Here is a 19,590-nt window from a genome sequence, read left to right as displayed (position 1 = left end):
AGAGATAACCCCCTTTTGGAGAGGGGGTATCTCTTTCTTTTTTCTCGGAAAATATTATACTTAGATTTGATGAAAAGGAATTCCTTTCCTCTCAATCTTTACATTATTCTTACAATTTCTCTCTTTATTCTTGGCCTTTTTGTCTATGTTTTACTTCCTTTTATAATGGTTCTCTTCTGGGGAGCAGTTCTTAGCTATTTCTTTTATCCCCTTTACCAGAAAATAAATCTCTTTTTAAAGGGCCAAAAGGGGCTTTCAGCTCTTATCACCATTAGTATTTTTATCTTTTTTATTTTAATACCTCTTGCCTTTCTTGGGCTTCTCTTTTATTCACAGGTTGGTAATCTCCTTGAAAAAATAAATTTAGATACCCTTCAAAATCTTTTTAGTTATTTAGATAAACTTAAAGAAAAAATAATCCTCTCCAAGATTTACCCATATCTTGCCCCTTATCTTGAAAACTTACAAAAGAATCTCCCTCAAAGCATATCCAAAATAATAGAAGGCTTACTTCAATCTCTGAGTTCCATTGTTTTTGGAACCTTTGGATTTATTTTAAAAATTGCCTTCACCATTTTTACCCTCTATTATTTCTTAGTTGATGGAGAAAAGATTATCCATGCCTTAAAGGAACTAATTCCAGGCCAAAAAGAAGAAAAAGAAAAGATTTTAAAAAGAATCTCTATAGTTCTTAACGGGGTCCTTTATGGCAACCTTTTAACCGCTTTGATTCAAGGGATCCTTTCTTTGATCATTTACTTTCTTCTCGGGATACCTCAATATGTTTTTTTTGCTTTTTTAACCATGCTTGCCTCATTTATGCCCTTTCTTGGGACAGCTCTAATCTGGCTACCCTTATCCATCTATTTATTTATCATAGGAGACTATCTCAAGGGCTCTCTCTTAATCCTTTTCTGCGCCTTAAGTGTTGCCCAGGTTGATAATCTTATTAAACCCTTTCTTATAGGCGGAAAAACCAAGATTCACAATCTTCTTATGTTCTTTGCGGTTCTTGGTGGTATTACCCGCTTTGGCTTAACCGGGCTATTTCTTGGCCCCCTAATTCTTGGCCTCTTTCTATCTATTCTTGAAATCTATAAAACCAAATGGCTCTCTCCTCTTGAGGAAAGTAATAATTCTCAGTCTTGAAAGTATGCCTGAACTCCCTGAAGTGGAAACTATAAAAAGGGATCTTGAAAAGATATTAACTGGTGCAATCCTGAAAAAGATTATTCCTTACAATCTGAGGTTTTTAGAAAAAAATAATCTCTCTCTTCAGGAGTTTAAATCTCTTGAAGGGGAGCGCTTAAATTCCTTTTTAAGGAAAGGAAAGTTTCTTGCTCTCCTCTTTAAAGAGAGGGCCCTAATTTTACATCTTGGCCTAACGGGGTCCCTGCTTTTAAATTCCAAAAATAGTTCTCCTTCCCCGCATAACATTTTTTCCTTAATCTTTGACCAAGGGGAACTTCTTTTTAGAGACCCCCGCAAATTTGGTAAAGTTTTTCTCTTATCTATGGATGATCTCTCAACCTTTTTAAATCACTTAGGAGTTGATGCCCTTGAGCTAACTTTTGAGGAATTAAAAAAAATTCTTCAGGGACACAGGGGTAGAGTTAAAAACTTACTTCTTAACCAAAGGATTATTGCAGGTCTTGGAAACATCTATACAGATGAACTTCTTTTTAGAGCTAAAATAAGCCCCTTTCGCCGGGGAATGGAGCTTTCTGAGGAAGAAATATATCGGCTTTATCAGGAGATGCAAAGCCTTTTGGCTGAAGCAATTGCCTTAAGAGGGTCTTCCATTCGTGATTATGTGGATAGTGAAGGGAAAAAGGGACGCTTTCAAGAGAAACACCTGGTTTATGGAAAATCTGGGACCCCTTGCCCTATCTGCCAAACTATTTTAAAGCGAACTATAATTGCCCAAAGGGGAACTACTTATTGTCCCAATTGTCAGAAATGAAATCTTCTCAAGAAGAGATCTTTATTTTCAGGGTGGAGGAAGAAAAAGCAGGGCTCCGTCTGGATCATTTTCTAAAAGAAAAGTTGCCAGAGTTTACCCGTTCAAGAATTCAGAAATTGATTGAAAAGGGCAATGTAACTCTTGACCTGAAAAGACCTAAGGCCAGTCAAAAAGTAAGGGGTGGGCAAAGGATCATTGTAAAAATCCCTCCTGAAGAACCCCTTGCCCTTAAGCCAGAGGAAGTGCCCTTTGAGATCCTTTATGAAGATGAAGACCTTGCAGTAATTTACAAGCCAGCAGGTATAGTTGTGCATCCTGCTCCTGGCCATAGAGAGGGCACCTTGGTTCACGGCCTCTTAAAAAAGTTAAAAGACCTCTCAGGAATTGGAGGAAAACTTCGCCCCGGAATTGTCCATCGCTTAGATAAAGATACCTCAGGGCTTATGCTTGTTGCTAAAAATGACGCTGCCCATCAGGCTTTAGTAAAAGCCTTTAAAGATAGAAAGATCCAGAAACAATATCTGGCTATTCTCTATGGCAAGATCACACCAACTCAAGGAAAAATTGAAAGCTCCATTGGGAGACATCCTTTGCATAGAAAAAAAATGGCAGTGGTAAAAGGAGGAAAAGAAGCCATTACTCATTATGAGGTCTTGAGATATTTTAAAAAGGCCTCCCTTGTCCTTGCTAAGCCTGTTACAGGAAGAACACATCAACTAAGGGTTCACTTTAGCTCCCTTGGGCATCCCATCTTGGGGGATCCCCTTTATGGTGGGCTTAAACCTGACCTTCCCAAACCAGAAAGGCTTATGCTTCATGCCAGGTCCATCTCCTTTGAGCACCCCAGCACAGGTAAAATATTCTCCTTTACAAAGGAACCACCTGAAGACTTTGAAAAATACATTAAAATCCTTGAGGATTATGCTTAAAAAGATTGCTATAACAGGGGGTATAGCCACCGGTAAAACAACCCTCCTTAAGATTCTGAAAAAACTTGGCTTTCCTGCTCTTTCCTGTGATGAAATTGTGGAAAATCTTTATAAGCGAAAGGATATTCAAGAAAAAATAATTGAGCTTTTTGGTAAAAAGGTCCTATCTAAAGAGGGCCATATTAATAAAAAGATTATATTAAAAAAAATTATTGATTCTCCTTCTCTTAAGCAAAAACTTGAAGAACTACTTCACCCTGAGGTTCTGAGGGAAATCATGCACTTTTTTGAAGGGTTAGAAAGGAGAGGGGAAAGGTTAGTCTTTGTTGAAGTGCCTCTTCTCTTTGAAGTAGCCTGGGAAAAATATTTTGATGAAATCTGGGTTATCAGCTCTTCTGAAGAAACTCAAAGAGAAAGAATTTATAAATTGAGAGAGCCAGAATTAATTAAACTCTTAAGCTTTCAAATCCCTCTTAAAGAAAAAGAAAAAAGAGCTCATAAAATCTTTTCTTCGGAAAAATCTCTTGCTGAACTGGAAAGGGAACTTAAAGAGATTCTAAAGGAGTATTCAAAAGCTTATATCCCTCTTGAGTAAAACCGTGAAAAAGAAAGTCTTTCCCAAGTTTTTTTATGGTAGAATTATATAATTTCGTAGCCTGAGAGAGTGTTTTTAAAGGCCGGGCTGAAAAGCTGAAGATACCCTCTGAGTCTCCAATAAGCATTGGAGCTATAGCTACAAAGACTTCATCAATAAGTCCTTCCCTTAAAAATGCCCCCTGAAGGTTTCCGCCACCCTCAACAAGTATGGAAAGAATATTTTCCTTTAGAGCCTTCTCCACAAAGGCTTTTAAATTTATCTTTCCCTCGATAAGAGGGATTTTCCATATCTCAACCCCCCTTTTAAGAAAGGGTTGAATCTTTTCCTCAGGCACTTCCTCTCCGCATACAAGTATAGTTCTTTTGTCCCGGGAAACTTCAAAAACTTTAAGGTCAGGATCAAGGCTGACCTTGGAATCAAGGATTATCCTTAGGGGATTTTTACCCTTTACAAACCTGGTAGTAAGTTCGGGATTATCTGCAAGCACAGTCTTTTTACCAACCACAATGGCATCAACCTGAGCCCTTAATTTATGGGAAAATTTCAAGGCCTTTTCCCCTGAAATCCACTTAGAGTCTCCACTTGAAACGGCAATTCTTCCATCTAAGCTTTGAGCTGATTTTACTATAATCCAGGGCCTTCCTCTTAAGATTTTGCTCAAAAAAAAACGCGTAAGGTATTTTACTTCAGAGGAACAAACACCAACCTTTACATCAACTCCTTTTTCCTTAAGCAGGTTCAAGCCGTTGCAGGCAATAGGATTGGGATCCCGGATTCCACAAACGACCCTTTTTATACCTGCTTCAAGGATAGCCTCTGTGCAAGGAGGAGTTTTCCCATAATGGCAACAGGGTTCAAGAGTTACATACAGAAAGGCTCCCCTTGCCCTTTTTCCTGCCTTAGCTAAGGCCTCTCTCTCGGCATGGGGTTTACCATAAGCTCTGTGATATCCCTTAGCTATAATCTCACCGCTTTGGGGATCAACTACCACTGCCCCCACAGGTGGATTAGGAGAGGTCTTTCCCAATCCCTTGTGGGCAGCTTTTATAGCCTTCAATATATAAAATTCATCTGACTTTAAAGGCATCTTGGAATTTTATCTTTTCTTGCGATAAAAGGATTTAACTGAAAGTAGTGTCTGTAATTTTGAAAAATCTATCTTTTGGGGTTCTTTTCTTTCTTTTGGAAAGGCCTCTTTTTTATAGATCCTGATCTTCTCTACGATTTTGGCATAATACTCTTCATCTTCCACCTGGAGAGGCTTACTTCTTATCTGATTTAAATGAAAGAGAAGGGCACTCAGCTTTTTTATCTTTCCATATGCATCTTGATGCTCTTCATCAAGATAGGCCTCAAGTTCAGCGATTTCTTTTCTTAATTCTACCTCCTTGGGTAAAAACCCAGCATTTTTAAGCATGCGGTAGGCTATTCTCAACTCCTCAGGGACAAAGGGATCCTCCTTTAATTCCACAGGTTTGCCCTTTAATTCCAGATCATTAAATTCTCCTCTTTCCATAGCCTCCCGTATGCGCTCTTCTGCTAATTTTTTAAAAATACTAAAAGGCACGGACCTACCTCACTTTCTCTTTAATTCATAAAGCTTATATTCTGCAAGCCCTTTACCGTAAAATTGAGGATAATTCTTTTGGATTTCCTGATAATACTTGATAGCCACATCTTTTTGTGTTGAGGCTGATAACCTTGCCAGATCCATTAAAACTTGATCTTTAAGATTGGGGTCTTTATCTAAAAGTTTTTGATAGATAGATATGGCCTCTGCCCTTTTTCCCGAGTCCTCAAAAACTTTTGCCTGTGCATAAAGTATTAAGCCTTCAAGCTTTCTGGGATAGACTTTTTTAAGAGTGTTCAGCCCCTCATTAAGTTGATGAGGAGTTCCCCCTTTTTGTAAGGTATCCCATAAAATCAAGGAGGCCTGAAGCCCTGCCTGTGTGCCTCCATATTTTTTAACAAAATCCTCTAAGGTCTTTAAATCACCCTGCTTGTGAATAATCTCAACGAACTTTTCAAAGGCCCTTTTTTCCTTGTTTTTCTGATAAAAAAACCAGCCCCCTGAAAGGGCAATAATAATAACGAAAAATAAGACTAAATTTAATAATTTAGTAAGATTTTTTTGGAGAAAATCCTTTAATCTTTCGTGAAACCTTAATAATTTATCATCTTCCATTATCCCTCAACCCCTCCAAAATAATCATCCCATTTAAAAATCAGTGGCTTGGCCTCTGGCCTAATAATTTCGTAATCTCCCACCTCTCCCACAACTATAATATGATCTCCCGTTTCGTAAAGATGGGTTACCTCGCACTCAAAATAGGCTATTGCTGACAGAATTACTGGAGAGCCCTTAAGAGCAAACTTATAAGGTATGTTTTCAAATTTATTGACTTTTCTACCACTATGAAAGCCAAAATGTTTGGCAAGGTCAATCTGCTCTTCCGAGAGGACATTTATACAAAAGACCTTAGACTTTTCAATTAGCTCAAAGGTATATCTCTGAGGGGCAATAGCTACTCCTAAAAGCCGAGGTTTAAAGGAAACCTGAGAAACCCAGGCGGCTGTCATGCCATTAAGTTTTCCATTTGCCTGCGATGTAATCACAAAAACTCCCTGGGAAATATAAGTGCTAATTAATTTTTGCAAACCCATCTTTTCACCTCCTCAAGGGCTTTTCTTTTACTTTAAAAGCTTTTTCTTTACAAGTCAACCCCCCTCTCACCTTTTCCCCTTTTCCACCCTTCCTTTTTCTTGTAGGAATCTGAACTTATGCATTATAAATGTTTAAAACCCCCAAATAATTCCCCTGCCTGTGCAGAGGGGAATAATGAATTCTGGTAAGGATGCACCCTTATGCAAAAACACCCAGATAAACCAATTATTGAGGAGAAATTTCTGAGGACGGAGATGTTGAATTAGTGACATCCTGAGGAGGGATGTAAAAGGGAAGGGGTTTGGGTGTGTGACTGGTCCCCTGCATCAGGCTAAGCCAGAGAGGACAGGCAATCTTACCTCCTGTTTCTCCTTTCCCCAAGGTTCTTCCTTTATCATACCCAACCCATACACCACAGGTATAATCAGCTGTAAATCCTACAAACCAGGCATCCTTGTATTCTTGAGTGGTTCCTGTTTTTCCTCCCACAGGTACTCTAAGGGCAACGGCACACCTTCCCGTTCCAGCTCTTACTACTTCCTGAAGAAAATCATTCATAATGGAGGCTGTCTGAGGAGAAAAGACCTCTTTGCTCTGGGGCTCACTCTGATATATTACCTTACCGTCAAAAATCTGATCATAGATAGTCTCAACAAACCGGGGTGTTACCTTTTGTCCGAGGGTTGGAAAAACAGAAAAAGCCGAGGTGAGCTCAAGTGGAGAAACCTCATAGGTGCCAAGAGCTATGCTTAAATTAATAGGAAGAGGAAACTTCAATTCAAGACGCCTTACCAAATCAGTAAGCCTATCAATTCCTAAAAGAAGAGCTATCCTAACCGCAACTGTATTTCTTGAATGGGCAAGGGCCTCCTTTAAACTTACAGGCCCCATGTATTTGCCATCATAATTTCCTGGGCTCCAATCCTTCCCTGCATCTGCACCAGGCAGAGTAATAGGTTCATCTGGAAGAATCGCATTAGGATTAAGCACTCCCTTTTCTAAAGCCTCTGCCCAAATAAAGGGTTTAAAGGCAGAGCCTGCCTGCCTTTTTCCTAAGATAGCCCTATTATAGGTTGATTCTAAATAATTTCTTCCTCCCAGTAAAAATCTAACTCCTCCATCTGCATTAGCCAAGCAGACCGCAGCTACCTCGGGTGGATCTTTTTTGGAAAGACCCCTCAATGCATTTATAAGATTTTCGTAACCCTTCTTTTGCCATTCCAGATCAAGGGTTGTCTTTATTCTATAACCACCCTGTTCTAAGGCCTCCTTAGGCAGTAATTTCTCAATCTCTGCCTTTACAAGGTCTATAAAATAAGCACTATGAGCTGGAATATTCACATTTTTTGGATTCACAAGGAGAGGCTTTGTAACTAACTGATTAGCAAGCCCCTCAGATATAAAACCAACCTCCGCCATTCTCCTCAAGACATAATTTCTCCTCTGAAGGGCAGCCTGAGGATTATCAACAGGACTAAACCTTGAAGGTCCTGGAGGAAGCCCAGCTAAAGTTGCAGCCTCAAGTAAATCAAGCTCCCAGACATGTTTATTAAAATAGGTCAGTGCTGCTGCTTCAACTCCGTAAGCTCCCTCTCCCAGATAAATGTGATTTAAATAGAGTGTCAAAATCTCATCTTTGGTCAAGTATTTCTCCATCTGCCAGGCAAGTATCATCTCTTTAAATTTTCTGGAAAAGGTTCTTTCTGGAGATAAAAGTAGGGATTTAGCTACCTGTTGAGTAATAGTACTTCCCCCCTGAACAATTTTCCCAGATATAACATTTTTAAATAGGGCTCTTAACAGGCTAAAGAAATCAATCCCTTTATGCTTATAAAAATTGGCATCTTCAGCAGCAAGAAAGGCCCTTACCACATGGGGAGGTATCTTTTTTAAAGGAACAAAGATTCTCCTTTCCTCTCCTAAATAACCAATTATTTTATCATTGCGATCTACAATGAGATTAACCTGCTTGGGCCTATAACTTTTAAGCTTTGAGATGCTGGGGAGGGATATTTTGAGATAAAGAAAAAGTATAAGAACTAAAGTACTTAAAAAAAGAATAAAAATCAAAAAGAAAAGACCGATTATTTTTAAGGTGGAATTCATTTAGAAGAGATAATTTACTAAGGGTTGAAAAAATTTCAAGACATAAAAAACCCCGGGCACCGACCTACTCTCCCAGGCGGGTAACCGCCCAGTACCATCGGCCCTGGAGGGCTTAACGACCGTGTTCGGAATGGGAACGGGTGTTTCCCCTCCGGTATGGGCACCCGGGAAATCTATAAATTTTATACAAGTGAATAGGGAGTCTTTGAAGGATTTAAGCTGGTACTGCAGCCAAGCCGCACGGGCGATTAGTACCGGTAAGCTCCACCCATTACTGGGCTTCCACCTCCGGCCTATCAACCAGGTGTTCTCCCTGGGCCCTTTAGGGGGTGAGTTGCCCCACCCTCGGGAGGCCTTATCTTGGGGTGGGCTTCCCGCTTAGATGCTTTCAGCGGTTATCCCTTCCGCACATGACTACCCGGCTCTGCTCCTGGTGGAACAACCGGGCCACCAGAGGTGCGTCCACCCCGGTCCTCTCGTACTAGGGGCGGCTCCCCTCAAGCCTCCTGCGCCCGCGGTGGATAGGGACCGAACTGTCTCACGACGTTCTGAACCCAGCTCACGTACCCCTTTAACGGGCGAACAGCCCGACCCTTGGGACCTTCTTCAGCCCCAGGATGGGATGAGCCGACATCGAGGTGCCAAACTGCTCCGTCGATATGAACTCTTGGGAGCAATCAGCCTGTTATCCCCGGCGTAACTTTTATCCGATGATCGATGGCCCTTCCACACAGGACCACCGGGTCACTAGGCCCGGGTTTCCCCCCTGCTCGGCTTGTCAGCCTCGCAGTCAAGCCCCCTTATGCCCTTACACTCAACGGTGGATTTCCATACCACCTGAGGGGACCTTTGGGCGCCTCCGTTACCCTTTAGGAGGCGACCGCCCCAGTCAAACTGCCCACCAGGCACTGTCCCTCGGGAGGCTTACTCCCGCAGGTTAGAACCCTGAGGCAGGAAGGGTGGTATCTCACCGGTGGCTCCACGGGAGCTGGCGCCCCCGCTTCATAGCCTCCCACCTATCCTGCACATCCTACCCCAAGATTCAATGCCAAGCTGCAGTAAAGCTGCACGGGGTCTTTCCGTCCCACCGCGGGTACTCGGCATCTTCGCCGAGACTACAGTTTCGCTGGGCCCCTGGCTGAGACAGCGCGGCAGTCGTTACGCCATTCATGCAGGTCGGAACTTCACCCTCTCAAGCCTTTCGGCAAGGGGTAGACTATCCCTTCACACCACCAAGAACCCTTAGGAGATCCTCCTTAGTATACCTTCTTCTACCACTCTCATTCATTTGATAAGCAAAATCAATAATTTCAGGTAAATACTTAAAAGAAAGATGTAAATTCGCTCTTACCATAAGACATATTTTTTTAAATAGCTCAAAATCCCTTTTTTTAGCTCCTTGTAAAGGATACTCCTCAAAATGCGGAATAATTTTTTCTACAAGGTCATTAACAGACCTAACCTCATATTTATAACATCTATCAGGCCTTGAATACCTTATCCCTCCACAACCAAAAAACTTATAAATTTCTTTTATAAGCTCTAAATCTCTTCGATTTAAGGTTATGGAAAAGGAAGGCTTGGTCTCTATACCAACATTTAACTTATTTCTTAAATTAAAACTTACACTAAAAGAGGCTTCTCCCTCACAAAGTCCTGTTACATACCAAGGATTTAACATAAGAGGGCCTCCATAGGCCTTTCTGCGTAACCCCAGTTTGGAGTTACGGGTGGTGGCCGGCGTTTTGCACACCTCAAAATTTTAAATAATAGAGGCGTGCCTCCCCTTTCGGGTCAGTCGTTACGGGGCTTTGCCTCCCTCACGAGAGACAAGCTTCCCTCGGGATTACCCCACACCTGAAGCATATAAACCTCAGGTAGGAGGGCTCCCCCGATATGAGCCGGACATGGGCAAGTCCTCACTTACCCGACAAGGAATTTCGCTACCTTAGGACCGTTATAGTTACGGCCGCCGTTTACTGGGGCTTAAGGGCAGAGCGTCGCAAGAAAACTTGCTAACCCCACCCCTTCACCTTCCAGCACCGGGCAGGCGTCAGGCCCTATACGTCCTCTTACGAGTTAGCAGAGCCCTGTGTTTTTGGTAAACAGTCGCCACCGCCGATTACCTGCGACCCGCCTCAGCTTCAGTCGCGAGGACCTACACTTACACGCGGGCACCCCTTCTCCCGAAGTTACGGGGTTAATTTGCCGAGTTCCTTAGCCAGGGTTACCCCACGCGCCTTGGCAGATTTCTGCCCGCCCACCTGTGTCGGTTTGCGGTACGGTCACCTGGACTTCAACAGCCACGAGGCTATTTCTTGGCAGTGTGGTCCGAGCTCCTTCCCGAGAGCAAAGCTCTCAGTTGCTTACTCCCCCTCACCCTCCGGGTAGGGATTTTCCTCTACCCATCAACGGGCTAAAGGTTTGGAGGGCCAACCATACAGCCCCGGAACCCTTCCCTCCTGCGTCACCCCTTGACCTCCATCCAGGTGGCGGGGGAATATTAACCCCACTTCCCATCCCCTACGCCTCTCGGCCTCGGGTTAGGGGCCGGCTAACCCTGGGCGGACGACCCTTCCCCAGGAAACCTTGGGCTTACGGCGGGAGAGATTCTCACTCTCCTTATCGCGTACTCGTGCCCGGATTCTCTCCTCCGGAACCTCCAGCAAGCCTTGTCAGCTTACCTTCATCGGCAACCGGAGTGCTCCCCTACCACTTGAAGCCTAAACGCTTCAAGTCCGCAGCTTCGGCGCCTGGCTTAAGCCCCGAGTAATTTTCGGCGCACCCCCGCTCGCCCAGTGAGCTGTTACGCACTCTTTAAATGATGGCTGCTTCTAAGCCAACATCCTGGGTGTCTAAGCAGGAGCACCTCCTTTACCACTTAGCCAGGACTTAGGGGCCTTAGCTGGCGGTCTGGGTTCTTGCCCTCTCGTCCCAGGACGTTATCGCCCTGAGACTCACTCCCGAGCTGCGCTTACCGGTATTCGGAGTTTGCCTGGGTTTGGTAGGCCGGTAAGCCCCCTAGCCCAAACAGTGCTCTACCCCCGGCAGCGACCACTCGAGGCTGCACCTCAATGCATTTCGGGGAGAACCAGCTATCACGGGACTCGATTAGCTTTTCACTCCGACCCACAGCTCATCCGAGGAGTTTTCACCCTCCATCGGTTCGGGCCTCCAGTGGGGGTTAACCCACCTTCACCCTGGCCATGGGTAGATCGTCCCGATTCGGGTCTGCCACCAGCGACTAAACGCCCTTTTCGGACTCGCTTTCGCTACGGCTACGCCTCAACGGCTTAACCTCGCCACTGACGGCAACTCCCGGGCTCATTATGCAAAAGGCACGCCGTCAGGGAGTGTTGCCACTCCCCTCCGACCGCTTGTAGGCTGATGGTTTCAGGTTCTATTTCACTCCCCTCCCGGGGTTCTTTTCACCTTTCCCTCACGGTACTAGTGCACTATCGGTGTGCGGGTAGTATTTAGCCTTGGAGGGTGGTCCCCCCTGATTCACACGGGATTCCTCGTGTCCCGTGCTACTCGGGATCTACACCCAGGGAGACTCTCTCCTTTTTGCCTACGGGGCTTTCACCCTCTCTGGCAGGCCTTCCCAGGCGCCTTCGGCTAAAGAGAGAGTTTTGTAACTCCCCGAAGGGTTCGTGGCCCCCTCCAGTGTAGTCCCACGACCCCAGACAGGCAACGCCCACGAGCTTTAACACCTGCCTGGTTTAGGCTTCTCCCCTTTCGCTCGCCGCTACTCGGAGAATCTCGGTTGATTTCTTTTCCTCGGGGTACTGAGATGTTTCACTTCCCCCGGTGTCGCTTCTACAGGCTCTTAACCTGTAGATGACAGGGCTTACCCCTGCCGGGTTTCCCCATTCGGGCATCTCCGGATCAATGCCTGTGTGCGGCTCCCCGGAGCTTATCGCAGCTTACCACGCCCTTCATCGCCTCCCGCACCCGAGGCATCCACCATCAGCCCTTAGTAGCTTGGCTACAAATACCAGCTTAAATCCTTCAAAAAACTCCCTATTCACTTGTCAAAGATCTAATTCAACCACCACTTATCACCAAGTGGTGGAGGTGAACGGACTCGAACCGTCGACCTCCGGCGTGCAAAGCCGGCGCTCTCCCAGCTGAGCTACACCCCCACTCCTCTTAGACCCATCCCCTCAACAAGGAGAGAATGGGCCTAGGAGGATTCGAACCTCCGACCTCACGCTTATCAGGCGTGCGCTCTAACCTAAGCTGAGCTATAGGCCCAGAGTTGCCCGTTCACCTTAAATATATTTCAAAGAACAAATTTATAAAGAATAGCGCTTGCCTCAGGCCCTCAATTTATCATCCTTTGAAAGGAGGTGATCCACCCCCACCTTCCGGTAGGGGTACCTTGTTACGACTTCACCCCAGTCACCAGCCCCACCGTAGGCGCCTCCCTCCCGGCGAGCCGGGTTGAGATAGCGACTTCGGGTGAGACCGGCTTCCGTGGTGTGACGGGCGGTGTGTACAAGGCCCGGGAACGCATTCACGGCGGCATGCTGATCCGCCATTACTAGCGATTCCGGCTTCACGGGGTCGAGTTGCAGACCCCGATCCGAACTGAGGAGGGCTTTCTGGGATTAGCTCCCCCTTGCGGGTTTGCAACCCTCTGTACCCCCCATTGTAGCACGTGTGTAGCCCTGGGCATAAGGGCCATGAGGACTTGACGTCATCCCCTCCTTCCTCCGGGTTATCCCCAGCAGTCCCCTTAGAGTGCCCGGCTTACCCGCTGGCAACTAAGGGCAGGGGTTGCGCTCGTTGCGGGACTTAACCCAACATCTCACGACACGAGCTGACGACAGCCATGCAGCACCTGTGCCAGAGCGTGCGAGGAAAACCCCACACTCCCCCAATATTTCTATCGGGGTACAACCCTGGCATGTCAAACCCAGGTAAGGTTCTTCGCTTTGCATCGAATTAAACCACGTGCTCCACCGCTTGTGCGGGCCCCCGTCAATTCCTTTGAGTTTCAGCCTTGCGGCCGTACTCCCCAGGCGGGGTGCTTAACGCGTTAGCTGCGGCCCAGAGAGTTTCCTCCCCAGACCTAGCACCCATCGTTTACGGCGTGGACTACCCGGGTATCTAATCCGGTTTGCTCCCCACGCTTTCGTGCCTCAGCGTCAGGAACCGTCCAGCTGGCAGGCTTCCCCACCGGTGTTCCTCCCGATATCTACGGATTTCACCCCTACACCGGGAATTCCGCCAGCCTCTCCGGCCCTCAAGCAAAACAGTATCGCAGGCCCTTCCGGGGTTGAGCCCCGGGCTTTGACCTGCGACTTGCCTTGCCGCCTACGCACCCTTTACGCCCAGTGATTCCGGGCAACGCTTGCCACCTGCGTATTACCGCGGCTGCTGGCACGCAGTTAGCCGTGGCTTTCTCCTGGGGTACCGTCAGCAGGCCATAGCTATTCGCTACGACCTGGTTCTTCCCCCAGAACAGGGGTTTACGACCCGAAGGCCTTCGTCCCCCACGCGGCGTCGCTGGGTCAGGCTTTCGCCCATTGCCCAAGATTCCCCACTGCTGCCTCCCGTAGGAGTCGGGCCCGTGTCTCAGTGCCCGTGTGGCCGACCACCCTCTCAGGCCGGCTACCCGTCATAGCCTTGGTGGGCCATTACCCCACCAACAAGCTGATGGGCCGCGAGCCCCTCCTCAGGCAGAAGCTTGCTATGCAGAGGCCTCCTTTCATCACTGAACTTGCGCCCAGTGACTTTATCCGGTATTAGCCACCCTTTCGGATGGTTATCCCAGACCTGAGGACAGGTTACTCACGTGTTACTCACCCGTCTGCCGCGGTACTTGGGCCGGAGCCCTTTCCCGCACGACTTGCATGTGTTAGGCGCGCCGCTAGCGTTCGCCCTGAGCCAGGATCAAACCCTCAGGGAAAATTTGATCCGGCTTTACCCCTCTCACAAGAAGAGAGGGGGCCGCAATTTCTCAATTGGGCCTAAGGTCAAGCGCTATTCAATTTTCAAAGATCTAATTTTTAATTATAAGACATTTACCTCTTTTGTCAAGAGGGGACAAATTATCTTTAAAAGAACCTATTAAAGATAATATTAAACTGGTTTTCTCTTTTGTCAAGCCCCCTCAGGATTTCGCTTCTATCAAAGAACTATAAAAATAATAACACCTCTTTTTAAAGTTGTCAAGCCCCTGTATAAGTCCATATCTTTTTTGACTCTATAGGTTCTTTTCTTTGGGCGTAACACAAATATTTCATTGGTGATATCTGTTGCAACCCACTATGGGCCTCTCTCCATTATACCATATCAAATACCCCATCAACTCCTTATTAAATTTCTCCAAATCCTCAAATTACTCCTCTTATTTTTTATTTTAAAACGATTTTTAATTTCTTTAGTTGCCTCTCCCTTAAAATGAATTACTTTAAATAATATGAGTCTTAAAACCTGCTTAATTTGCGGAGAAAGGAAAATCCTTTCCTCCTTTATAGGAATTTGCAAGGACTGCTTAAGGGATAATTTCAACAGGGCAAAACCCTTTTTGGAAAAGGCCCATAAGGAATCAAGGAAGGCTTTTTCTCTTCCAGAAGAAACCCCAACTGATAAGGAGGGAATTAGTTGCCCCATCTGTGCCAGAGGTTGCAGGATCGCTGAAGGTGAATACGGATACTGCGGACTCAGAAAAATTCTCAAGGGAAAACTTCTTGGACCCAAAATTCGTGAGGCAAGGGTTTCCTGGTATCTTGACCCTCTTCCCACAAACTGTGTTGCAGACTGGATCTGCCCTGGGGGAACAGGGTGCGGATATCCAAAGTTTGCCTATCGGTCAGGTCCTGAATATGGATATTACAATTTAGCTGTCTTTTTTGAGGCCTGCAACTTAAACTGCCTTTATTGTCAAAACTGGCATTTCAAATATGCAACCTTTGCTACAAGATATAAAACCCTTGAGGAGTTTCTGGAAGCCATAACCCCTCAAGTAGCCTGTATATGTTTTTTTGGAGGAGATCCTTCTCCTCAGGCTCCTTTTGCCATAAAGGCAAGTTTTGAAGCTTTAAAAAATAAAAAGGGAAAAATTCTTCGTATCTGCTGGGAAACAAACGGTCATTTTAGCCCCCATCTCCTACCAAAGGTTATAGAAACTTCTCTTGTTTCAGGAGGCATTATCAAATTTGATTTAAAGGCCCTTACCCCAGAGATATATTTTGCCCTAACAGGCGGGTCCTTAAATCCTGTCTTAGAAAATTTTAAAAAGGTTGCTGAATATTTTAAGGAAAGACCAGAGGTTTCCCTTCTTACAGCAAGCACTCTTCTTGTTCCTGGATATGTAGAAGAAGAGGAGGTTGAAAAAATTGCTCAATTTATTGCAGAGATCAATCCCCAAATACCCTATAGAATTCTTGCCTTTTCACCTCAATTTTATATGAAGGATTTGCCCCTTATTTCTAAGGAAGTTGCCTATCGCGCTTTAGAGAGGGCTAAAAAGGCAGGCCTAAAAAGGGTCTCCTTAGGTAATGAACATCTCTTAAAATAAAAATGTTCCCCGTGGAACACTTTTTATTTCTTTTTTAATTCCTCTAAAATTGCCCTTAAAATCTCTACTTCTTTGGTTTCAACGGATTCTTTAGGATCTATTTCCAGGCCCCTTTTTCCCCTAAATTCTTCTAACTTTTTAGAGGTTTTCACTACAAAAAGGAAGATAACTAATCCGGTAAGCAAAAAGCTAATCAGAGTAATAATAAAGCTCCCAATTTTTACTGGACCTATTAAAAGATTTGAGAAATCAGGCTGTGCAATAAATAGCCCAATAACAGGAGAAATAACATCTTTAACCAAGGATTCAATAACCCTTTGAAAGGCTCCTCCTATTATAATGGCAATAGCTATATCTATCATATTTCCTTTCATAAGAAAATCGCGAAATTCCTTCAGTATCTTCACCTAAGTCCTCCCTTTCCAAATCTTTTTAAAAGTGATTTTGAAGTAAATAACTTCCATCACAGAGACCCTTTCTCTGATTTATTTCTGGAAGGTTTTCCCGGCAAAGGGCATAAGTTTTACATTGCGCAGAGATTCTCTCTATAAGTGGATAAAGTAATTTTCTCCTTCTCTCGTAAGATAAATACTTACTCCCCCTTAAAAGAGACCCTTCATCCAAATAAAGTTTTTTCAAAGTTTGTGATTTTTCTGGAAAGGCCGAACAGAGTCTCTTTAAAGAATCCGGTTTAGCTTTATAGGTGCTCAAAACAAAGTGATCCCCATAGGGCAAGACCTCACCAAGAACTTCCATTATCTCTTCATCATTAATACCAGGAATAACAGGGTCAAGACGAACAACGCATTTAAAACCTCTTTTTTTCAATTCTTTAAGGGCAAATAGTCTTCTTTCAAAGGAGGGAGCACCTGGTTCCATAAGAGAGGCTCTTTTGATAGAAGTTATGGTTAAAGATATGACTACATCAAGCTTTGAGAGTATATCAAGATCTCTCAAGAGAAGATCTGATTTGGTAATAATAAGAAGTTTAAAAGATTTAGAAACTAACCTTTCAAGAAATATTCTTGTAAAGCTGAATTTTTCTTCAAGGGGCTGATAAGGATCTGAGGAATTGGAAAGGCTAATTATTGCCCCTTTAGGAAGACCCATCAACTCCCTTTCAATTCTTTTCAGAAAATCCTTTTTAGGTCTTGGTTCATAAAATTTTGGTATAAAGGAAGTTGCGTAGCAATAAAGACATCGGTGTCCGCATCCCGTATAGGGGTTTAAGCTCCATTTTGGGGGGCAGGTGCAAAGTGTTGAAGCCCAGGGATCAAAGGGATAAAGATAGGGCATTGCTTAATATTAAAAGGATCTTATTATTTGATGTAATTTTTCAGGTTTCAAAAGGATAATCCTGTTGCGTTCAAGCTCTATTAGACCTTCTTCTCTATACTTTTGAAAAAGCCTTGATAAGGTTTCTGGAGTTATACCAAGCAAAAGGGCAAGGTGAGACTTATTGACTCTGAGTTCGATATCTTTCTTTTTACCCTCTTCAGAGAGCTCCCAAAGATAATGAAGGAGTCTTTCTCCGGACTCGCGCAATGTAAGATTTTCTATGGTTTTTACAAGAGAGCGAAGTTTTATGGAAAAAAGGGCAATCAGATTTAAGGCAAGCTCTGGTTTTCGCTGGACTAATTTAAGAAATCCAGACTTTTCAAAAAAGGCAACTTTTACTGGACTAATTGCCTGAGCATAGGCAGGATATGTTTCTACTCCAGCAAGAACAACTTCTGCAAAAATTTCACCTGGTCCAAGAATATGGATAATTTGCTCCTTTCCCTTAGAGGAGAGCTTGAAAATTTTCACTTGGCCTTCAAGAATAAGAAAAAATCCAAGGGCAGGCTTCCCCTCTCCAAAAATCTCTTGATTCTTCTCAAAAGACTTAATTACAGCAAGATTACTAAACTCCCTTAAAAGCTCATCAGATAAGCCCTTAAAAATGAAACTATTTTTTAAAACTTCAGTTAAAAGGGTCTTTTCTTCAGTCACAATGTTCCACGTGGAACATTATAAAAGTTTATAAGTTTCCCTTAAAAGGGTTTTCAATTGCTGAAAGGAATTCTCAGTAAGGGAAGAAAGAGGAAGCCTAACCTCAGGGCTTTCAATCATTCCCATAAGATAGAGGGCCTCTTTTGCAGGAACTGGGTTCGTTTCTATGAAAAGAATCTTAAAAAGAGGATACAGATAAAGATGGAGTTCCAAGGCCCGCGAATAATTACCATTTAATGAAGCCTCCATTAGTTCTGCCATCTCCTTGGGCGTAATATTGGCTGCAACAGAAACAACTCCCTTACCCCCAAGAACTATGGTTGGATAAGCTGTAAAATCATCTCCTGAAAGAATGATAAAATCTTCTTTGCATTTTAGCTTAAGCTCTGAAATCTGCTTAAGATCACCGCAGGCCTCTTTTATAGCAACAATGTATTCAATTTCTGAAAGCTTGGCTGTAGTTTCAGGTAAAAGATTTACTGCTGTTCTTCCTGGAACATTATAAAGAATGAGGGGAATTTTGACCTGACTGGCAATGTATTTATAATGTTCATAAAGGCCTTTTTGAGTGGGCTTATTGTAATAAGGTGTAACAAGCAAGGCTGCATCCATGCCCATTTCTTCTGCCATTTTTGTTAACTCAAGGGTTTTCTGGGTATCATTGGTTCCTGTTCCAGCAATAAGAGGAAGCTTTCCCTTTGCTTCTTCAAGGGCTATTTCAAAAAGCCTTTTCTTTTCCTCCTTAGAAAGCGTAGCTGATTCACCTGTTGTGCCGGAAACAAGGATTCCATGTGTCCCTTCTTTCAGGTGCCATCTTATAAGATTTCTAAAGGATTCCTCATCTATTTTGCCTCCTCTAAAAGGAGTCACAAGGGCAACTATTGAACCTTTAAGGGTTTCATTTCCCATAGTCTCCTCCTTGCTCTTATTTTAAAGCGTCTTGATAAATATTAAATTTAAATATAAGAGAGGCCTGGCCTTCAAGATAAAGGATTTCCTTTTCCTCATCCCAATCTATAATCAAAAGCTCACCACTCCTTGTTAATACTGAGACCGGATAATTTACCAAACCAAGCTCTACAGAAATGAAAGCAGAGGCACAGGCTCCTGTCCCACAGGCAAGGGTTTCTGCCTCAACCCCCCTTTCATAGGTTCTGATTTTGAGATAAGTCTTTCCATCTTCCTCAAGGGGTTGCAAAAAATTAACATTTGTTCCAGCAGGCTTGAAAGACTCATGATATCTTATTAATGGACCTATTTTTTCTACTGGGGCAGTATCTATATCCTCCCAGAAAAGAACCACATGGGGAACCCCAGTATTAACAAAATGAACTAAATACATATCATAATCACTTTTAAGAGCAAGATTTAATTTAAGATCCCTTGGTTTGCCAAGGGCAACCTTTACCCTTTCACCTTTAACCTGACAAAAAATAAGGCCTGCAAGGGTTTCAAGATAAAAGGGATTGGGGACAAGCTCCAAATGATAAAGGAGCCTTGCAACTGCTCTTGCTCCATTTCCACACATCTCGGCAATACTTCCATCACGATTGAAAAATTTCCAGGCTACATGGGCCTGAGGATGCAAGGGCCGTTCAATTAGAATAAACCCATCAGCAGATACTGAAAACTTATCTCTACAAAGCCTTTTTGCAAGAGCTGTTCCCTCTTCCGGGGTAAATTTACCTTCAAAATTAAGAAGAACAATAAAATCATTCCCTGATGCTGAGACCTTATATAAGGTTTCATCCTTAAGCTTTAAAAATAAAGAATTTATTTCGTTATTCATTGGATGTTTAAATTACC

At 43.9% G+C, this 19,590-nt stretch carries 15 protein-coding genes, 2 tRNA genes and 3 rRNA genes; 5 read left to right on the top strand and 15 right to left on the bottom strand.

Annotation, left to right across the window (positions count from 1 at the left end):
• The first annotated feature begins 69 nt into the window (after positions 1 to 69).
• The 4 genes from THC_RS05655 to coaE are packed head-to-tail and all read left to right on the top strand — an operon-like array spanning position 70 to position 3,487.
• Positions 70 to 1,149, top strand: coding sequence for an AI-2E family transporter (locus tag THC_RS05655; RefSeq protein WP_148638828.1), 1,080 nt, complete (start codon positions 70 to 72; stop codon positions 1,147 to 1,149).
• Positions 1,121 to 1,963 (top strand): bifunctional DNA-formamidopyrimidine glycosylase/DNA-(apurinic or apyrimidinic site) lyase, encoded by an 843-nt coding sequence (gene mutM, locus THC_RS05650; protein WP_231938334.1) that lies wholly within the window; start codon positions 1,121 to 1,123, stop codon positions 1,961 to 1,963. The genes THC_RS05655 and mutM overlap by 29 nt, the downstream gene beginning before the upstream one ends.
• A complete protein-coding gene (locus THC_RS05645; protein WP_148638827.1) occupies positions 1,960 to 2,892 on the top strand; it encodes an RluA family pseudouridine synthase in 933 nt (310 codons plus the stop codon). Before mutM ends, THC_RS05645 begins: the two co-directional genes overlap by 4 nt.
• Positions 2,885 to 3,487 (top strand): dephospho-CoA kinase, encoded by a 603-nt coding sequence (gene coaE, locus THC_RS05640; RefSeq protein WP_068514566.1) that lies wholly within the window; start codon positions 2,885 to 2,887, stop codon positions 3,485 to 3,487. The genes THC_RS05645 and coaE overlap by 8 nt, the downstream gene beginning before the upstream one ends.
• On the opposite strand, the gene ribD is transcribed toward coaE, so the two are convergent.
• From ribD to THC_RS05590, 10 genes are all read right to left on the bottom strand, one after another.
• Positions 3,438 to 4,577, bottom strand: a complete 1,140-nt coding sequence (gene ribD / locus THC_RS05635; RefSeq protein WP_068514563.1) for a bifunctional diaminohydroxyphosphoribosylaminopyrimidine deaminase/5-amino-6-(5-phosphoribosylamino)uracil reductase RibD — start codon at positions 4,575 to 4,577, stop codon at positions 3,438 to 3,440. The two genes, coaE and ribD, sit on opposite strands and share 50 nt — an antisense overlap.
• Before the next feature lie 9 nt (positions 4,578 to 4,586).
• Positions 4,587 to 5,057, bottom strand: a complete 471-nt coding sequence (locus THC_RS05630) for a DnaJ family domain-containing protein (RefSeq protein ID WP_068514561.1) — start codon at positions 5,055 to 5,057, stop codon at positions 4,587 to 4,589.
• A gap of 9 nt (positions 5,058 to 5,066) precedes the next feature.
• Complete coding sequence (locus tag THC_RS05625; protein ID WP_068514557.1) at positions 5,067 to 5,675, bottom strand: tetratricopeptide repeat protein; 609 nt, start codon at positions 5,673 to 5,675, stop codon at positions 5,067 to 5,069.
• Positions 5,675 to 6,154 carry a flavin reductase family protein gene (locus tag THC_RS05620; RefSeq protein WP_068514554.1) on the bottom strand — a complete coding sequence of 160 codons (480 nt, stop codon included), beginning with the start codon at positions 6,152 to 6,154 and terminating at the stop codon, positions 5,675 to 5,677. Before THC_RS05620 ends, THC_RS05625 begins: the two co-directional genes overlap by 1 nt.
• Positions 6,155 to 6,380: 226 nt before the next feature.
• Entirely contained in the window at positions 6,381 to 8,261 is a 1,881-nt protein-coding gene (locus tag THC_RS05615; RefSeq protein ID WP_068514551.1) for a penicillin-binding protein 1A, read from the bottom strand.
• A 51-nt stretch (positions 8,262 to 8,312) separates the two neighbouring features.
• A 5S ribosomal RNA gene (gene rrf / locus THC_RS05610) occupies positions 8,313 to 8,429 on the bottom strand.
• A 59-nt stretch (positions 8,430 to 8,488) separates the two neighbouring features.
• Positions 8,489 to 12,251, bottom strand: a 23S ribosomal RNA gene (locus THC_RS05605).
• 79 nt (positions 12,252 to 12,330) lie between these two features.
• Positions 12,331 to 12,406: transfer RNA gene (locus THC_RS05600), tRNA-Ala, on the bottom strand.
• Between the two features lie 36 nt (positions 12,407 to 12,442).
• Positions 12,443 to 12,518 (bottom strand) — tRNA-Ile (locus THC_RS05595).
• 88 nt (positions 12,519 to 12,606) lie between these two features.
• Positions 12,607 to 14,178: ribosomal RNA gene (locus tag THC_RS05590) — 16S ribosomal RNA — on the bottom strand.
• Together the 16S, 23S and 5S rRNA genes with 2 tRNA genes alongside form the textbook arrangement of a ribosomal RNA operon.
• Before the next feature lie 621 nt (positions 14,179 to 14,799).
• Between THC_RS05590 and THC_RS05585 the strand changes: the two genes are divergently transcribed.
• Positions 14,800 to 15,792, top strand: a complete 993-nt coding sequence (locus THC_RS05585; protein WP_231938333.1) for a radical SAM protein — start codon at positions 14,800 to 14,802, stop codon at positions 15,790 to 15,792.
• 23 nt (positions 15,793 to 15,815) lie between these two features.
• Here THC_RS05585 and mscL read toward each other — a convergent pair whose 3' ends face one another.
• From mscL to dapF, 5 genes are read right to left on the bottom strand one after another with little or no spacing between them, the layout of a single operon-like run.
• Complete coding sequence (gene mscL / locus THC_RS05580; RefSeq protein WP_068514542.1) at positions 15,816 to 16,199, bottom strand: large conductance mechanosensitive channel protein MscL; 384 nt, start codon at positions 16,197 to 16,199, stop codon at positions 15,816 to 15,818.
• A 25-nt stretch (positions 16,200 to 16,224) separates the two neighbouring features.
• The gene (locus THC_RS05575; RefSeq protein ID WP_068514539.1) at positions 16,225 to 17,088 is read right to left on the bottom strand and encodes an SPL family radical SAM protein; all 864 of its coding nucleotides are present in this window, start codon (positions 17,086 to 17,088) and stop codon (positions 16,225 to 16,227) included.
• Between the two features lie 9 nt (positions 17,089 to 17,097).
• Positions 17,098 to 17,784: a Crp/Fnr family transcriptional regulator gene (locus THC_RS05570; RefSeq protein WP_068514536.1), complete on the bottom strand. Its 687-nt coding sequence runs from the start codon at positions 17,782 to 17,784 to the stop codon at positions 17,098 to 17,100.
• Between the two features lie 18 nt (positions 17,785 to 17,802).
• Positions 17,803 to 18,693, bottom strand: coding sequence for a 4-hydroxy-tetrahydrodipicolinate synthase (gene dapA, locus THC_RS05565; RefSeq protein WP_068514534.1), 891 nt, complete (start codon positions 18,691 to 18,693; stop codon positions 17,803 to 17,805).
• 16 nt (positions 18,694 to 18,709) lie between these two features.
• Positions 18,710 to 19,573, bottom strand: a complete 864-nt coding sequence (gene dapF / locus THC_RS05560; protein ID WP_068514532.1) for a diaminopimelate epimerase — start codon at positions 19,571 to 19,573, stop codon at positions 18,710 to 18,712.
• Between the last annotated feature and the right edge of the window lie 17 nt (positions 19,574 to 19,590).

Origin of the sequence: Caldimicrobium thiodismutans (genome assembly GCF_001548275.1) — a bacterium.
Classification (GTDB): Bacteria; Desulfobacterota; Thermodesulfobacteria; order Thermodesulfobacteriales; family Thermodesulfobacteriaceae; genus Caldimicrobium; species Caldimicrobium thiodismutans.
This window is presented reverse-complemented; position numbering and strand designations above follow the sequence as displayed.

Coding starts and splice junctions, on each gene's coding strand:
- THC_RS05575 (WP_068514539.1), bottom strand. CDS start 17,088: ATGCCCTATCTTTATCCCTTTGATCCCTGGGCTTCAACACTTTGCACC.
- THC_RS05655 (WP_148638828.1), top strand. CDS start 70: ATGAAAAGGAATTCCTTTCCTCTCAATCTTTACATTATTCTTACAATT.
- dapA (WP_068514534.1), bottom strand. CDS start 18,693: ATGGGAAATGAAACCCTTAAAGGTTCAATAGTTGCCCTTGTGACTCCT.
- THC_RS05615 (WP_068514551.1), bottom strand. CDS start 8,261: ATGAATTCCACCTTAAAAATAATCGGTCTTTTCTTTTTGATTTTTATT.
- dapF (WP_068514532.1), bottom strand. CDS start 19,573: ATGAATAACGAAATAAATTCTTTATTTTTAAAGCTTAAGGATGAAACC.
- coaE (WP_068514566.1), top strand. CDS start 2,885: ATGCTTAAAAAGATTGCTATAACAGGGGGTATAGCCACCGGTAAAACA.
- THC_RS05625 (WP_068514557.1), bottom strand. CDS start 5,675: ATGGAAGATGATAAATTATTAAGGTTTCACGAAAGATTAAAGGATTTT.
- ribD (WP_068514563.1), bottom strand. CDS start 4,577: ATGCCTTTAAAGTCAGATGAATTTTATATATTGAAGGCTATAAAAGCT.
- THC_RS05620 (WP_068514554.1), bottom strand. CDS start 6,154: ATGGGTTTGCAAAAATTAATTAGCACTTATATTTCCCAGGGAGTTTTT.
- THC_RS05645 (WP_148638827.1), top strand. CDS start 1,960: ATGAAATCTTCTCAAGAAGAGATCTTTATTTTCAGGGTGGAGGAAGAA.